This window comes from Candidatus Tisiphia endosymbiont of Xenochironomus xenolabis (genome assembly GCF_964264705.1).
GTDB lineage: Bacteria > Pseudomonadota > Alphaproteobacteria > Rickettsiales > Rickettsiaceae > Tisiphia.
Map to the genome: position 1 here is coordinate 268939 of NZ_OZ183473.1, position 15693 is coordinate 284631.

General features: G+C 33.0%; 17 protein-coding genes and 2 tRNA genes. 13 read left to right on the plus strand and 6 right to left on the minus strand.

Translation table 11 applies throughout. The features are described from left to right. The first annotated feature begins 50 nt into the window (after positions 1-50). A complete protein-coding gene (locus tag ACFELY_RS01370) occupies positions 51-260 on the plus strand; it encodes a hypothetical protein (protein WP_375333425.1) in 210 nt (69 codons plus the stop codon). Between the two features lie 105 nt (positions 261-365). Here ACFELY_RS01370 and ACFELY_RS01375 read toward each other — a convergent pair. Next, positions 366-440, minus strand: a tRNA-Gln gene (locus ACFELY_RS01375). 301 nt (positions 441-741) lie between these two features. On the opposite strand from ACFELY_RS01375, the gene ACFELY_RS01380 reads away from it, so the two are divergent. The 3 genes from ACFELY_RS01380 to ACFELY_RS01390 all read left to right on the plus strand — a co-directional run bounded on the left by ACFELY_RS01380 (position 742) and on the right by ACFELY_RS01390 (position 1587). Beyond that, positions 742-1125, plus strand: a complete 384-nt coding sequence (locus ACFELY_RS01380) for a hypothetical protein (protein WP_375333426.1) — start codon at positions 742-744, stop codon at positions 1123-1125. Between the two features lie 17 nt (positions 1126-1142). Next, entirely contained in the window at positions 1143-1244 is a 102-nt protein-coding gene (locus ACFELY_RS01385) for a hypothetical protein (RefSeq protein WP_375330501.1), read from the plus strand. Between the two features lie 94 nt (positions 1245-1338). After that, entirely contained in the window at positions 1339-1587 is a 249-nt protein-coding gene (locus ACFELY_RS01390; protein ID WP_375333427.1) for a transposase, read from the plus strand. A gap of 69 nt (positions 1588-1656) precedes the next feature. Here the strand turns inward: ACFELY_RS01390 and grxD are convergent, their stop codons facing one another. Then, a complete protein-coding gene (gene grxD / locus ACFELY_RS01395) occupies positions 1657-1986 on the minus strand; it encodes a Grx4 family monothiol glutaredoxin (protein ID WP_375333428.1) in 330 nt (109 codons plus the stop codon). Between the two features lie 51 nt (positions 1987-2037). On the opposite strand from grxD, the gene nth reads away from it, so the two are divergent. From nth to ACFELY_RS01410, 3 genes are all read left to right on the plus strand, one after another. Beyond that, a complete protein-coding gene (gene nth / locus ACFELY_RS01400; RefSeq protein ID WP_375333429.1) occupies positions 2038-2676 on the plus strand; it encodes an endonuclease III in 639 nt (212 codons plus the stop codon). A gap of 70 nt (positions 2677-2746) precedes the next feature. Continuing rightward, a tRNA-Ser gene (locus ACFELY_RS01405) sits at positions 2747-2834 on the plus strand. A gap of 128 nt (positions 2835-2962) precedes the next feature. Beyond that, positions 2963-3352: a carboxymuconolactone decarboxylase family protein gene (locus ACFELY_RS01410; RefSeq protein ID WP_341758926.1), complete on the plus strand. Its 390-nt coding sequence runs from the start codon at positions 2963-2965 to the stop codon at positions 3350-3352. 218 nt (positions 3353-3570) lie between these two features. Here the strand turns inward: ACFELY_RS01410 and ACFELY_RS01415 are convergent, their stop codons facing one another. Continuing rightward, positions 3571-4578 carry an IS4 family transposase gene (locus ACFELY_RS01415; protein ID WP_375333430.1) on the minus strand — a complete coding sequence of 336 codons (1008 nt, stop codon included), beginning with the start codon at positions 4576-4578 and terminating at the stop codon, positions 3571-3573. Continuing rightward, positions 4562-4759, minus strand: a complete 198-nt coding sequence (locus tag ACFELY_RS01420) for a hypothetical protein (RefSeq protein ID WP_375333431.1) — start codon at positions 4757-4759, stop codon at positions 4562-4564. The genes ACFELY_RS01415 and ACFELY_RS01420 overlap by 17 nt, the downstream gene beginning before the upstream one ends. Before the next feature lie 347 nt (positions 4760-5106). Between ACFELY_RS01420 and dapF the strand changes: the two genes are divergently transcribed. From dapF to mrdA, 6 genes are all read left to right on the plus strand, one after another. After that, positions 5107-5916 (plus strand): diaminopimelate epimerase, encoded by an 810-nt coding sequence (gene dapF, locus ACFELY_RS01425; RefSeq protein WP_375333432.1) that lies wholly within the window; start codon positions 5107-5109, stop codon positions 5914-5916. Further along, a complete protein-coding gene (gene mtaB, locus ACFELY_RS01430) occupies positions 5909-7171 on the plus strand; it encodes a tRNA (N(6)-L-threonylcarbamoyladenosine(37)-C(2))-methylthiotransferase MtaB (protein WP_375333433.1) in 1263 nt (420 codons plus the stop codon). The genes dapF and mtaB overlap by 8 nt, the downstream gene beginning before the upstream one ends. Positions 7172-7239: 68 nt before the next feature. Continuing rightward, positions 7240-8160, plus strand: coding sequence for an Rpn family recombination-promoting nuclease/putative transposase (locus ACFELY_RS01435; RefSeq protein WP_375333434.1), 921 nt, complete (start codon positions 7240-7242; stop codon positions 8158-8160). Between the two features lie 170 nt (positions 8161-8330). Next, positions 8331-9287, plus strand: a complete 957-nt coding sequence (locus ACFELY_RS01440; protein ID WP_375333435.1) for an NAD(P)H-dependent glycerol-3-phosphate dehydrogenase — start codon at positions 8331-8333, stop codon at positions 9285-9287. Continuing rightward, complete coding sequence (locus tag ACFELY_RS01445; RefSeq protein ID WP_375333436.1) at positions 9284-9805, plus strand: hypothetical protein; 522 nt, start codon at positions 9284-9286, stop codon at positions 9803-9805. Before ACFELY_RS01440 ends, ACFELY_RS01445 begins: the two co-directional genes overlap by 4 nt. Positions 9806-9957: 152 nt before the next feature. Continuing rightward, a complete protein-coding gene (gene mrdA, locus ACFELY_RS01450) occupies positions 9958-11739 on the plus strand; it encodes a penicillin-binding protein 2 (RefSeq protein ID WP_375333437.1) in 1782 nt (593 codons plus the stop codon). A gap of 253 nt (positions 11740-11992) precedes the next feature. Here the strand turns inward: mrdA and ACFELY_RS01455 are convergent, their stop codons facing one another. Both ACFELY_RS01455 and nuoL read right to left on the minus strand, forming a co-directional pair. Continuing rightward, positions 11993-13450, minus strand: a complete 1458-nt coding sequence (locus ACFELY_RS01455; protein WP_375333438.1) for an adenosine deaminase family protein — start codon at positions 13448-13450, stop codon at positions 11993-11995. A 318-nt stretch (positions 13451-13768) separates the two neighbouring features. Then, positions 13769-15688, minus strand: a complete 1920-nt coding sequence (gene nuoL, locus ACFELY_RS01460) for an NADH-quinone oxidoreductase subunit L (protein ID WP_375333439.1) — start codon at positions 15686-15688, stop codon at positions 13769-13771. Positions 15689-15693 lie beyond the last annotated feature (5 nt).

The following is a 15693-nucleotide window of genomic DNA, read 5'->3' on the forward strand; positions in this document are numbered from 1 at the left end:
GTGAATTAAAACAAGAGCATACCGTTATTCAAAATAAACTCGATAGATTGATGGATTTCTTAGCAGATGACACCTTAACTAGAGAAGAATTTTTTCGTAAGAAAACTCAATTAAAGGAAAGACAATATGAATTAATTGAATTAATTAAGAGTTATGACAAAGTAGATGATAAGCTTTCTAAAAAGCTTGCAGGCCTTATAAGTATCAGCAAAAACGCCTATGAAACTTTTAAAGGTTCGACAATTGCTGAAAAAAGGTAATTATTAAATTTTATATTTTCGAACCTAACACTTGAGGGCTGTAAGCTGCATTACGTTCTGGCTTTTCCATTCACAGAAATGCAAAAAGTAGCAAGTTGTGCCGAATGGCTGGGGCGGATGGATTCGAACCACCGAATGACGATACCAAAAACCGTTGCCTTACCACTTGGCTACGCCCCATCACTCTAAGAATCTTATAGCAACAAACAATTCTCTAGTCAAATAATTTATACAATTACCTTATACTTGACGCAATTCACAATGATATAGTATAACATAATTATAGCTAACCCTAATAATGCCAGTTTAGGATAAGTGATTAGAAAGTATGAAGTTTAAATTAGATTTTTTAATGGAATAGCTAGTCAAACAAGCTAGGTTCTTATATCTTGAAAATGTGATATAAGTAATTGTAATACCAATTGAAATAGTTAAGGAGGTATATTATGATATGGAAGTATAAGTTTGTGCAGGTACTAAAATGGCAAGAACATTAATATTACCAAAAGGTTTTCATGAGCATGATTTCATATGCCTAATGAAAAACGAGTCGCACGGAAGAAATCGTATACGCTTATTAGCAATGCATCACCTGCAATCAGGCAGGTCATTGAAAACTGTATCGATAATAGCTGGATCGCACTGGAAAACAGTACAATCTTGGCTTAGAAGATTTAGAAATTCTAGCTTTGATGGATTATTTGAATCACATAGGAGTGGTGCGTTTAGAAAATTCAATAGCTTACAAGAATCTTTTCTGTCTGATAAAATAAATATGTTAAGTGAAAGTAAGACAGGTGGTTATATAACAGGAAAGGAATTACATAATATGTTATTTGAACATATTATATTAAATGTAGTTTAAAAACAGTTTACAATACTATACATCGACTTGATTTTAGCTGGATCACTTCTCGTTCATTACACCCAAAATCTAATCAAGCAACTCAAAATACATATAAAAAAACTTCGCCAATATGCTAAAAGTATTATTACCAAAAGATATTGATTTGAGTAAGGTTGACATTTGCTCGCAGGATGAAACTAGAATTGGACAGCAAGGTAGCTTAAGTCGCATATGGCTAAACGTGGGAGCTGCCCTAGGAAGTACGGCAACAACGATTTATCTCAACATACATTAGTACCACTTCCGCCATACGCACCGGAATTAAATGCAATGGAACAAATTTGGCAGTGGATCAAAAATCACTTCCTATCTAATCAATGTTACGGTGTATACGAAGATATCGTTGCTAATGCTTGCTATGCCTGGAATCAACTTAGTAAAAATGTAAATTTAGTAAAATCAATTATGTATAGAGAGTGAATTAATATACCGCGTTAATTATTTCAATTGGTATAATATTTTGCTTTGAATAATTATTTTTTGTTTTACTTAAGGTATTATATGTTTATCTTTCAATAATGAAATAAGGTCACCATTTTCATACATTTCACGTACTATATCACAGCCACCTATAAATTCCCCTTTTATATAAAGCTGTGGTATGGTAGGCCAATCACTGAAAGATTTGGTATCCTCACGTAAGCTAAGACTGGTCAAAACATTAATATCACGAAATTCTATGCCAAGTTTTTTTAAGATAGAAACAACGATAGCAGAAAAATTACATTGAGGAAAATTACTAGTGCCTTTCATAAACAACACAACATCATTATTAGCAATTTCATTTGTTATAAAATCAAAATTTTTATTCTCTAACATCTCCAAACCTGGTAAAAATTATAACTTCTTTTTACTCTTAAATGTTATATTATGCAAGATCAAATAGTAGATAAAATCTTTGAAATTTTAAGCCAGACTAATACTACTCCCCGAACAGAACTAAAATATATTAATAATTTTACTCTATTAATAGCTGTGGTATTATCCGCACAAGCAACTGATATTTCAGTTAATAAAGCAACAAGATTTTTGTTTGAAGAATATAATACACCGGAAAAAATATTAGAACTCGGTGAAGAAGGGTTAAAGAATTATATACGATCAATAGGTTTATTTATGACCAAAGCAAAAAATATTGTTGCACTTTCTCGTATTTTGATAGATAAGTATGACAGCAAGGTGCCAAATAATTTTGACGAGTTAATTAAATTACCAGGAGTTGGTAGAAAAACTGCTAATGTAGTATTGAATTGCTTATTTGGTAAGCCAACTGTGGCAGTTGATACGCATGTATTCAGAGTCTCTAAAAGATTGGGACTGGCAAGTAGTAATACTCCCAAAAAAGTGGAATTTGAATTAGTTGAAATTATCGATACAAAATGGTTACAACACGCTCATCATTGGTTAATATTACTTGGTAGGTATATCTGCAAAGCACGAATACCAAATTGTCCTGCTTGCCCAGTTAAAGAATGTTGTGAATATTATGCTAACAATTATTTGAAGTAGCAAATAATTAGTTTTAGTTAGATAAATTCGGGATAATTCTTTATTCTGAATATGTGTATGTAGTAGTTATGGAGAGGTGGCCGAGTGGTTTAAGGCGCTCGCCTGGAAAGCGTGTTCACGGTAACGTGTCAGGGGTTCGAATCCCCTCCTCTCCGCCATTCTGCACAACTTGCTACTTTTTGCATTTCTGTGAATGGAAAAGCCAGATATTTATGTCAACTTAATTGATGACACGCCCTAAATTAAAAGGAAAAACATGAACTATGCAGAAATCTCTAAGTACACAATGTCATGCCTATATGAATCTTATAAAAGTCTTGATAACTCCCCCCTTGATAAAGGGCTAAGATACTTAATTGAACTAAGGGTATCGCAAATAAATGGTTGCTTCTATTGTTGTAATTTACATCTTTCAGACGCCAGAAAGCATGATGTTCCTCAAAAGAAACTAGATTTGTTACCAATTTGGTTCTCTACTAAAGAGGTATTTAGTAAAAAGGAAATTATAGCTCTAAAGTGGTGTGAATCCATAACATGTAGCTCATTTGAAAAGATTGATGAAATTAAAGATGACATATTCAAACATTTTTCTGAGAGGGAAATTGTGGATATTACTATTTGTATTTCGATTATGAACGCTTTAAATAGAATAGCTATAAGTTTAAAAACGCTTTAATAACCCGAATTCTGGATTAAAAAACCTAGAGAAGTCTTTAAACATCAGTATTTTACTTACCTTACGCATGGTGTTTAAAAGTCATAGGGAAAATAGCCTGGAGTCATTGCTAGGAGCCACTTTAATGGCGACGGGCAATCCAAAAAATAATTAAAAATGGATTGCTTCATCGTGTTTACGCTTACACCCTCCTCGTAATCTGATATATCCCCACGAAATTAAGCACGACAAAGCTCCGTCTTTATAATAGATGCCAGGGGTTCTAGCAATGGTTTTATGGTATGCAAATAATTAAATTCAATAATAAATTTCCCAAGGGTAAAATACGAATAAATCTTTTTATCTTTTACTGTGTTAGGTTGGAAAATTCTTTGCATACCTTGGCTATAGCCTACCACACCTATAACCCAATATGTTATAATAACAATGGCAGATAGTAACATTAAAACTCCCCATCTATTCACATCTAAAGTTCTAATATATCTTCCAGCAAGACCAAATTGATGATTTTTTATCACTCGAAACGTTTCCTCTATTTGCATACGTTTGCTATATAACCTCACTATTTCCGCTCCCTTATATTCATCAGAACTTAAGTTAGTTACCAATATCCAAGGTTCTTTTGCAGCTTTGTTATATGAACCATTTGCTGTTTTGCTGCTAGTACGATTCCTGCTAACCTTCTGCACTCGCCCCTTAGGTACTTTGCAAGTTGTAACCATTCTGCAGGAATATTTATGAGCTTTGGTTAGCAGAATCGTACCACATTCCATCGTTTTTGAACCAATTGATGGCATGAAATTTTCAACTGATATCCAATCCTCATTCTTAGCTAATTTTAAATCTTTTCCTTGTCGTACCCGACACACCCAACTCCACCCTTGTTTTTCTATTTCCTTAAACCATTCAATATGAAAGCCAGCGTCCATAATCACAATTACCTTTTTACCATCAGGTATTATACTCTTTAATTTATTTAGAAATTCTACCGTTCTGCCCTTTAATTCACCTTCTTCAAACACATCTTGATACAAAGGTAAACTCATCCCTCTTGTACAAAATTGAGTACTTAGCATTTGTACCATGCGATCATCTTTAAGATAACATAAATCAATCACAACGCTTTCATCATTAGAATGCTTGATAAACTCAAATATGAAATATGATAAAGCACTATAGAGACTATCAACCTCGTTATATAAAGATTTGTTATATACATCTATCAACTTTTTTTATTTTATGTTTTACTTTACTATCACCACTCAAGTTCCTGCCAATTGCACTCAAAGACAAATTCTGACTATATCGCAAGCCTTCTGCAACATCAAGTAACGCATTTAAACGATTATTATGTATAAAAGGACAATGTTCTTTTATTACTTCATTTAATACTGTTTTTACATCCATAACCTACTATCTCCATCATCATTAAATAATGAAGATATTCTATCAATTCTTGCTATTTTGCAATAATTTCGTGGGGATACATCAGCTCACAATGACGTTGACCATATATGTCATTGCGAAACCACGCAAGTAGGTTGTGGCAATCTATCATTCATTAGATTTGAATTGCTTCGTTGATCCACGGTCTCCTTGCAATGACGATCGGAGTGCAATGACAGTAATACTAATCAAGTACAGACAAAAAATATAACCATTTACCAACAGTTATGCAAGAGGTCTATTTATTTACTACATATTTTTATATATATTTAGTATAATAGACTTTTGTATAATCTAAAGATATTCTCGTGTTTAAAAAAATCAATTTTGCTAAAATGCATGGATTAGGTAATGATTTTGTGATTATCAATCAGCGTGATTTACCTATAAATTGTGATTTACAGCAATTATCGCTAAATATCTCCAATCGTCGTACTGGTATTGGTTGTGATCAGTTTATTATTTACGATCAAAAAGCTAATTACTATGAAATGGCTGTATATAACCAGAATGGCTCAAGTGCCAAATTATGTGGGAATGCTTCAAGATGTCTTACCAAATTGTTATATCTTGATTTCGGTATAACAGAAGTTACTTTAAGAATATACGGAAAAGAATTGTCTTGTAAGATATTAAGTGACAACGAGATCGAGGTAAATACTGGGATAGTTAGTTTTGAGGAAGATTGGATGCCTTCAGCCGAAAAGATTTGGCCAATTATGGAACGTTATATGATTGATATCAAGGAAGTTATTTGTGCTGATATTGGCAATCCACATTTTATTATTTTTAGTGATTTAGCTACTAAAGATAAAGAAATAATTGGAGAGAAATTACAAGCAAAAGAGTTGTTTACTGATGGGGTTAACGTTAATTTTGCTTCAATCAAGGATAATAAAATTTATTTATCGGTTTGGGAAAGAGGAGTTGGTTTAACTCTTGCTTGTGGTAGTGGGGCATGTGCTAGCTTTGCTTCAGCAGTAAAGCTTGGCTTTGTTAGCTCTCCTTGTGAAGTGGTATTTCAATTAGGTAGTCTACAAATGTCAAAACAAGGGGAGAATATCATAATGCTTGGTTCTGCTGCTTTAGTGGTACGTGGAGAGTTTTTTTATGGCTAAACCACAAGAAGTCGTAACTCAAAAAGTTGTAACTTTTGGTTGTCGATTAAATATTTATGAAAGTGAAGTGATTAGAACTAACCTAGCTCTTTCTGGTTTAGAAAATGTCATGGTGTTTAATACTTGTTCTGTCACTGAGGAAGCTGTAAAACAATCACGTCAAGCAATTCGTAAAGCTAAGAAAAATAACTCTAAGGTAAGAATTATTGTTACTGGTTGTGCTGCTCAAAATAACCCAGATATTTTTGCTAATATGGTTGAGGTCGACAAAGTACTTGGCAATGAGGAAAAATTGATTGCTAGCAATTATCAATTTACTGACGAAAAAGTAGCAGTAAATGATATAATGTCTGTGACGGAAACTGCTAATCATCTGGTGGCTAGCTTTGATGGCAAATCTCGGGCTTTTATTCAAGTGCAGAATGGTTGTAATCATCGTTGTACCTTCTGCATTATACCTTATGCTAGAGGCAATAGTCGCTCAGTCCCAATGGGAGTGATAGTACAGCAGTTAAGGACATTAGTAGCTAATGGGTATAATGAAGTAGTATTTACCGGGGTTGACGTTACGGCATATGGACCAGATTTACCAGGAGTTCCAACTTTTGCCCAGATGATTAGAAGGATTATAGGGTTGGTTCCGGAGCTAAAAAGGCTTAGATTATCTTCCATTGATGTAGCTGAAATCGATGATGATTTGTTTGATTTGATGGCTTATGCTCCACAAATTATGCCGCATTTTCATATTAGTTTACAAGCTGGTGATGACATGATACTTAAGCGTATGAAACGTCGCCATAATCGTCAAAATGTTATTGATTTTTGTCATAAATTGCGTAACTTAAGAGCAAATGTATCATTCGGGGCAGACATTATAGCTGGGTTCCCGACGGAAAATGAGGTAATGTTTGAGAATACAAGAAAACTTATCTCTGAGGCGGATTTGCAATATTTACATGTTTTCCCGTATTCTGAGCGTGAGGAAACTCCAGCTGCCAGAATGCCGCAAGTAGCAAAGTCTGTTAGAAAAGCTAGAGCAGAAATTTTAAGGGTAACAGGGAAGCAGCAATTACAACAATTTTTCCAAAGGAATATAGGGCATGAAGTGGAATTACTTGTAGAGCAAAATAACATAGCTCATACAGAAAATTTTATTCCGGTAAAGTTGCAAGGTAATTTTGACGTTGGGCAAATTATTAAAGCTCGGTTAGTTGCTGTAGAGGATAATTATATGATTTCAGAAATTTTGGTATAGTAGACTTACCTAGCATAAGTCAAAATCTGATAGAGATATATGTAGTTTTATCAATTTAATATTCTTTTATGACAAAAAAGTTAAAGCATGATTCATTAGTCAAAACAATAATGGCTGATCCTGTAGCAGCTCAAGAATTTTTGGAATATTATTTGCCGAATGATTTTAAGAGTTTAGTAGATTTATCAAAAATAACAGTAGAAAAAGAAAGCTACATAGAGGAGTCTTTAAACAAGAAATGTAGTGATATAGTATATGGAGTTGCTACCAAGAATCAGGGTAAGGCTTTTGTGTATGTGTTGATTGAGGCTCAGTCGGGCGTTGATTATTGGACAGCTTTACGATTATGGAAATACACATTATTATTGTGTGAAAGGCATAAAAAAGGAAGAAAGAAATTACCATTAGTATATAATTTAGTGATTTATAATGGGAGGGAAGTGTATACTGCTCCTAGGAATTTATGGAGTTTATTTACTGATTCAATTATAGCCAAGAAATTAATGACAGAGGATTATCAATTGGTTGATTTACAAAGCATGTCTGATGATGAAATAATGAAGAAGAAGCATATTGGGATGTTAGAATATATGCTCAAGCATATTCATCAACGAGATATGATAAAGCTTTGGGAAGAATTTCTTCAAAGGTTTAAATTAGAGATATTAATTGATAAAGAGAATGGTTATATTTACTTAAGATCGTTTTTATGGTACACTGACATAAAATTACCTGAGGCAAGACAATCAGAATTAGAAGAGCTACTAGCTAAGTATTTGTCAGAAGAAGAAAAAGGGAACATTATGAGAACTGTTGCACAAAAATATATTGAGGAAGGTGAAGCTAGAGGTATCCAGCTAGGCGAAGCTAGAGGCAAAGCTAGAAGAAATTTCGAAGTGGCAAGAAATCTTCAGAAAGCTGGAATATCGATTGAGATAATATCTCAATCTACTGGGTTAACTAAAGAGCAAATTGAAGAATTAGAATAAATATAAGGATTCTTACAATTGCCACGCCACCTAACTAGGACTCGCTAATAGACGTCTTTTCAACTACTATTTCCTTAGGTTGCCACCTATGTGCAATGACGCTAAGGCTAAATACTAATCGGATTTATAACGTTGCCAATTTAAGTTAATTCACTATATAAATAATTGCTATGAAAAAATTTAAAAGCATTGCTGTCTATGGTGGCGGTAGCTGGGGAACTGCACTAGCCTGTCAAGTGGCAAGGTGCTATGAGGATGTGTCGATATTGGTACGTGAGAATAATATTATCGAGGAAATATTAAATAATCGAACTAATAGTAAATATCTTGGTTCTGATATTACATTACCAACTAATCTAGTTCCTTGTGATAATTTGTCAGCTTTACTAGACAAAGAAGTAATAATTATTGCGGTACCATCTTTTGTTTTTCAGGAAACTTTGAAGATATTAAAAGATGCTGGGATATCCGAAAGCGTAGCATTATTAGTTGCAACTAAAGGATTTGGCAGAGACCCTACGGAGTTATTATCTGATAAAGTAAAAGCCATATTACCAGCTAATCCTTTAGCCTTTATAGCTGGACCTAACCTCGCTAAAGAAGTTGCTCAAGATTTATTAACTTCAGTAACCATTGCTTCTTTAGATGTTAATCTTGCCAAACGACTAGCAATTAGCTTGGCATCTCAACAATTTAAGTTGACCATAACTGACTATATGGTAGTGATGCAAGTGGCATCGGCTGTTAAGAATATTATAGCAATAAAGAGTGGTTGGTATGATGCAAAAGGTTACGGACAAAATGCAAAAGCCGGGCTTATAACTCAAGCAATTCAAGAAATAAGAATTTTATCTGAGGCTATTGATGGAGAGCTTGGAGATGCTTCTATTTTATGTGTTCCAGGTATATTAGGGGATTTGGTGCTAACTTGTTATTCTAAGGAATCACGAAATACTAGATTTGGTTATGAGCTTGGTAAACATTTAGATGTTGGAAATTTTTTAAATCAAAATTTATACTTAGTGGAAGGGCTAGAATCTGCTAGACTGGTATTGGATCTCATAAGAAAGTATGACCTAGTACTGCCTATTATTGAATCAGTAATTAAAGAACTGAAAATAATATGAAATTCTTTAGCAAATTACCACAAACATTATCACAAATAGTTAGTAAAATAATATTATTAGAATGTTGTTTGTTATTAGTAATTTTTCCACTAGAAAATTTTAGAATTAACACAGAAACTGTTATTTTTCCAGCTTTTGAAGTTAGTTTACTTTACTATTTTGCTACATTTTATCATATTGGTTTTTGGCTAATATTTTTAGTAGGAATAATTTTTGACCAATTATATTCTATGCCAATTGGTACAAATTCCTTGGTTCTTGTAACTGCTCACATAATTTTACAATTTGCTGGAAAATTCTTTATAGTTAGAAGTTATTTAACAAATTTCCTGATTTTTGGGTTATATTATTTTTTTATATTACATTTTAGATATTTGCTAATTTTAACTAAAGGTCTATCTTCCCAAGGTTATCTTACGATGTTAATGCACTATCTTACTACGATATTTTCCTATAATTTGCTACGAATTCCTCTTGATAAGGCATTGTTCCCCAAACGTCATTGCGAGGAGGCTTAACCCCCAAACGTCATGGCTCAGAGCTACTTTAGTAGCGACAAAGCAATTCAGAAAAGTATTAGCAATGGATTGCTTCGACCATTACATGGTCTCGCAATGACGTTTGGTATCTAGTACTACAAAAACATAATAGGAATCGCTATCAAAAAAATATGCTAAATAATAAAATATTACATAACCAGTTAATATCAAGACGGTCTTTTCTGATAGGTTCAGGAAAACTGACATTATTTTCATTATTGGCTGGAAAAATGTTTTACATGCAGTTATTTGAAAGTGATAAATATCGTACTTTATCTGATAAAAATCGTATAAGTTTTATTCTAGTGCCGCCATTCAGGGGACAAATTTATGATGTTAACGGTAATGTTCTAGCTACCAACCAAACTTGTTTTAGGTTATTACTGGATATGCATGAGACTACTAATTACAAACAGGAATTAATTCTAGTAGCAAATATCTTGCAACTAACTGAAGAAAAACAAAATTACATTAATCAAAAAATAAAAAAAGCCAATAAACGTGTTCCTTTACTGATATTAGATAATCTTAGCTGGCAACAAATGTCACTCATTGAGGAACAAAAGTTAAATTTAACTTCTATTTTTGTAGATGTCGGTTATGTAAGATTTTACCATTTTTCAGAAGCCGCTTGTCATGTAATAGGTTACGCTGGACAGATTAATGAGCAAGAGAAACAAGAGCTAGAAATCAATAATTTAGGGGATTTTAATATTGGTAAATCTGGTGTAGAAAAATATTATGAAGAAAAGTTACGTGGGAAATTTGGTTATAAGCAGATAGAAGTAAATGCTTTAGGCAAACAAGTCAGAGAAATTACCAATCTTCCAAGTCAACAAGGAGAGGACTTACATCTAAATATTGACGCAGAGTTACAACAAAGAGTGCAGCCTTATTTAACTAAACAAGGCTGTTCGGCGATAGTTATTGATACAAATAACGGTAATGTTTTAGTGCTGGCTATGTCGCCGGTATTTGAAGCCAATAATTTTGTAAAATTGTCTCAAGATTATTGGCAAAGTTTAATTAATGATCCTTATAAGCCGTTAATTAATAAAACCATACAAAGTACTTATCCACCTGGTTCTATTTTCAAAATTATTACAATTTTAGCTGGTTTAGAGAGTGGAATTAAACCGGATAAAACGGTTAATTGTACTGGGGATTCGGTATTAGGTACTAATAGCTTTCGGTGCTGGAGTCGTCATGGTCATGGCACAGTGGATATGTATAATTCCATTAAGCATTCTTGTAACTCTTATATGTATGAAATAGCTCGCTTAACAGGTCATAAAAAAATATTAGATATGGCAAGAAATTTTGGTTTCGGTACAAAAACTGGTATTGATTTGATTGGAGAAGCCTCAGGTTTCCTTCCTTCAGAAGAATGGAAAATGAAAAAATTTAACTCTAAATGGACAATTGGTGATACTCTTAACTTATCGATAGGGCAGGGATTTTTATCAGCTACTCCAATCCAGTTAGCTAGGTTTGTAACAGCAATTGCTAATAATGGGAAATTGTATAATCCTAGAATTGCTAAAGATATATCGGTATTTGATCAGGTTAACATCAATCAAAAATACTTAGATATTTTAAAAGAAGGCATGTATAAAGCAGTTAATACTGAAGGAGGAACTTCCTATTATAGTAGGATTTTAGCAGAAGGACATCAATTAGCTGGTAAAACAGGTACCGCACAAGTGCAAGCAAAAGCTAATATAGATGATGATTTAAGCAGTAAATCAGTTGTTTGGCAAAGGCGTAACCATGCTATATTTGCCGGGTTCGCTCCCTATCAACAACCTCGTTACTCTATTCTGGTCTTTGTCGATCATGGCGGAGGTGGAGGCAGGGTGGCAGCTCCTATAGCTAAAAAAATTATGACTATGGTACTTGATAAATATAGCTAACTCAATTATTAGACTTCCTGCATAAGTCTAAAAAAACCCTCAGGATTTTTAGGAGAAACGAAGCCTGCTACCTTCGCGTCTTATCTTCCAGATGGAGAGGAGAAAAAATTATGCTACGAGACGGGATTAGTATGCGGTACAATGTCTAAAAATTGAATTTTCTTTACTGACTACATGTTATCATTTGCAGCTAAAAAGAGTCAAAATCTAGACAATTAAAATTTTGTTCACAGAACCTAGTTGTACGCTCTGTTCACTCACCCCTTATTTTACGTTCCAATTCTCCAAATGAGTTCTGAAGTCTCCCTATCAAAAAACTGCTATGAAGAGCTATATCTTCTTCAAAAAGAAGAAACTTTTTATCAAGCAAATTAAGTTGTTTTTTCTTTTCCTCTTCCGTTAAGAAAGAATATTTAATACTATTATAGACGACTTGTTTTAATTGATCATAAGATGGCTTATAACGACTAATAAATAATAAATATTCTTGAGTTAAATTATTGCGTAATACTCCTGCATCATCAGTGCAGATTACGATTGGCACCCCATAACGCATATATAGCTTGATAGGATGGTCATCACCTAAGACTCCTAAAATAAATTCATTACTACTTAAATTAATTTCAACAGGTATATTCCTTTCCACTAATGTTCTTATTAGTTGGTAAGGATTAGATTCATGCATAATATCTACTCCGTGACCAATACGATTTGCTCCGGCTATCAATATGGCATCCCAAATATGATGACTTAGCCCTTCTGGAGGAACTAGCCCTAATGCTAATTCACCAGCATGCAAAGATAATTTAACATTAGGAAATTTTTGTTTAAGAAAACGAAACATTTTCATATGTAATATATAATCTTTGATCGCAACAACTGAGTTTTCTGTACCGACTATATTCACCCCAACTATTTTAGGATTATTTTGTGCTAAAGAAAAGGCTGAATACAAACCAGAAAATACCATAGATGGCTTACTTTCACGGAATACATATGGTTGAAACCTCAGAGTAAAGTGATCATTGTCAATATCTTTCGATGCATCTGTTACTATTGTTGAATAGTGAGTAATAGCTTGGTGTATAACTTTATCCTGATCTAATAATGACGTAGCTTTTGCTAAAACTTGATTAATAGCAAGATCATCTGTATTACTTGTTAACTTATTAATCTCATCTAAAGCAACGTTTGTACTAATAGGAGCAAAAGGAAATATAGTTTCTATATATTGCACATTTTCTGCTTCTGCCCTATTCTTCAAATCTATCAAACCATCTTTAATAATATAGTCTTCTAACCAAGCAAAATAGTTAAAACAATCAAAAAATCTGGCATCTGGTGATAACTGTTTGTGATAATGATTGTTAAAATTTTCTATTGACCAAAGTGACACGAGCTGATTATATTTGTGTATATCAGCACGTATCTCATCTACAGTCATACATTTTTTCGTAGGTTTTTTAAGAATTTCATAACTGTTAGGATCAATACAAAATCCCTCCTTCTTAACATAATCTAATAAAGTTTCAGCATAAATAGCACCGATAAAATGATGATGAATATCACCACCCTTGGGCAATATATTTACCAACATACCAAGCTCTGCTATAGGAAGAGTATTAGAGGTGATCAAACTATTGTAATAATCACGTGTAATGAGATAATGATTATTTTCATTTGTTTTTACAGTGTCTGCGTGAGTTTGCATATTAAATATACTACAAATTAATAAAATGAAGGTTATGAGTATTAGTGAAATTATGGGTTTTACGAAGTCTAACATTATTTTCATATGATTGTTCCTATGTACAAATATAGCTAATCGGGTGTGAACATTCACAAAAAAAAAGTTAAAGTAAAAAACGTCTATTAGCGAGAAATTAAGCCAAGAAGCAATCCTTTCTAATCATTTTCCTGGATTGCCGCATCGTCGCTCCCTTGCAATGACGTTTTGGGATTTATAACAATACTATTAATTTTAATAATATATATTGTAGCATAATTACTATTCAACACAAACTATATTTTAATGAATCTGCTGTAAAACTATAAAAAAAGTAATATAGACAACTACAAATAAAACTATATATAGAGTATAATTAAATATGTAGCCTGTTTGCGATCTACTTACCAAAATTCCAAAGTAATTTACTGTTTTGGCAAAATTACTTGGACCAAATCTATCAACGACTCTTTGGTCGATCAAATTCAATAGCTTACTTAAGTTGGCAACTAATCTTACTATCAGCAAGTCATACACTTCATCAAAATAATATTTATGTATTAACAATTTCCTCATAAATGTTATTTTCACTTTATCAATAATATTCTTATACAAATAAATACCCAAAACAATACCCATTAATCCCAAAACCATTGGCAATAATTTTATATAAATAGGTGGATGATTTGCTAATCTTTGATAAATATGAATATTGAATATACTATCAAGGAAATAACCATTTGGTTTGTCAAGAGCAAGAATATAATGACCTATCATCCCCGCAACAAAACTACCTACCACTAAAAGATTAAGTGGCAGATTCATAATATTGGGTGATTCGTGAGCGTGATTAAATTGCTCTATAGTTAATCTAGTTTTGCCATGAAATACTAATAAGATAATTTTCATAGAATAAATAGCAGTCAAAATTGCCGCCACAATTCCAAGAATAAACACTGTAGTACCTATGACCCCACCGCTACTATATGCTAGCTCTAAAATAGCATCTTTTGAATAAAATCCAGCTAAAGGATAAATACCGATCAGTGCCAGTGAGCCGATTAAGAAATTACAGTAAGTAACTGGCATTTTATCTTTCAAACCACCCATCTTAAAAATATCTTGCTGATGACAAGCGTGAATAACACTACCAGCTGATAAAAATAATAAAGCTTTAAAAAATGCATGAGTAACTAAATGAAAAATACCAGCATTATAAGCTGATACACCGCAAGCAAGAAACATATAGCCAAGCTGGCTACAAGTGGAATAGGCAATAATTTTTTTTATATCATTCTGAACTATGGCAATAGTTGCCGCAAATATACAGGTAATACCGCCAATAATAGCAATAAAGCTCAATACCCCTACACTATATTCAAATAAATAAGAACACCTAGCTACTAAAAATACTCCAGCTGTTACCATAGTTGCAGCATGAATAAGTGCTGAGACTGGCGTTGGACCTTCCATAGCATCTGGTAGCCATATATGTAAGCCAATTTGAGCCGACTTGCCCATACATCCAAGGAATAATAGCAAACAGACTATGTCAATTATCGATACTGTAAAACCCCATATACTCAATTGTATATTAGACAATAATTGGGCTTTATCAAATACACTAGCAAAATCAACTACCCCAAAATAAACAATAATGGTAATAATCCCCACTATAAAGGCAAAATCCCCTATCCTATTGACGATAAAGGCTTTAATTGCTGCTTTATTTGCCGCTTCTTTTTGATACCAAAAACCAATTAATAAGTACGAACATAAACCAACACCTTCCCAACCAAAAAATAATTGGACAAAATTATCGGCTGATACCAAAGCTAGCATAAAGAAGGTAAATAATGATAAAAATGATAGAAATTTAGGTAACCCTTCATCATCTGCCATATAGCCAAGAGAATAAATATGTACCACCGCTGAAATCCAAGTAACCACTATAAACATAATAGCGGTCAGCTGATCGACATAAATTGCCCAATCTATCTTCATCTCACCAATTACTAGCCATTTTGCTAAAATTAGATGAATAATGGCTTTGTTTATTGCCACATTATAAAATATAAAGCTAGCGAATATTGCCGCTAAACTTATTGCAATAGTGGCAATGCAAGCTGCTTGCTTCTTGCTAAAACACTGACAAAACAAACCATTAATCATACCAGATATTAATGGTAACATTACCGTGAATATTGCTAATGCATTTACCATACCAA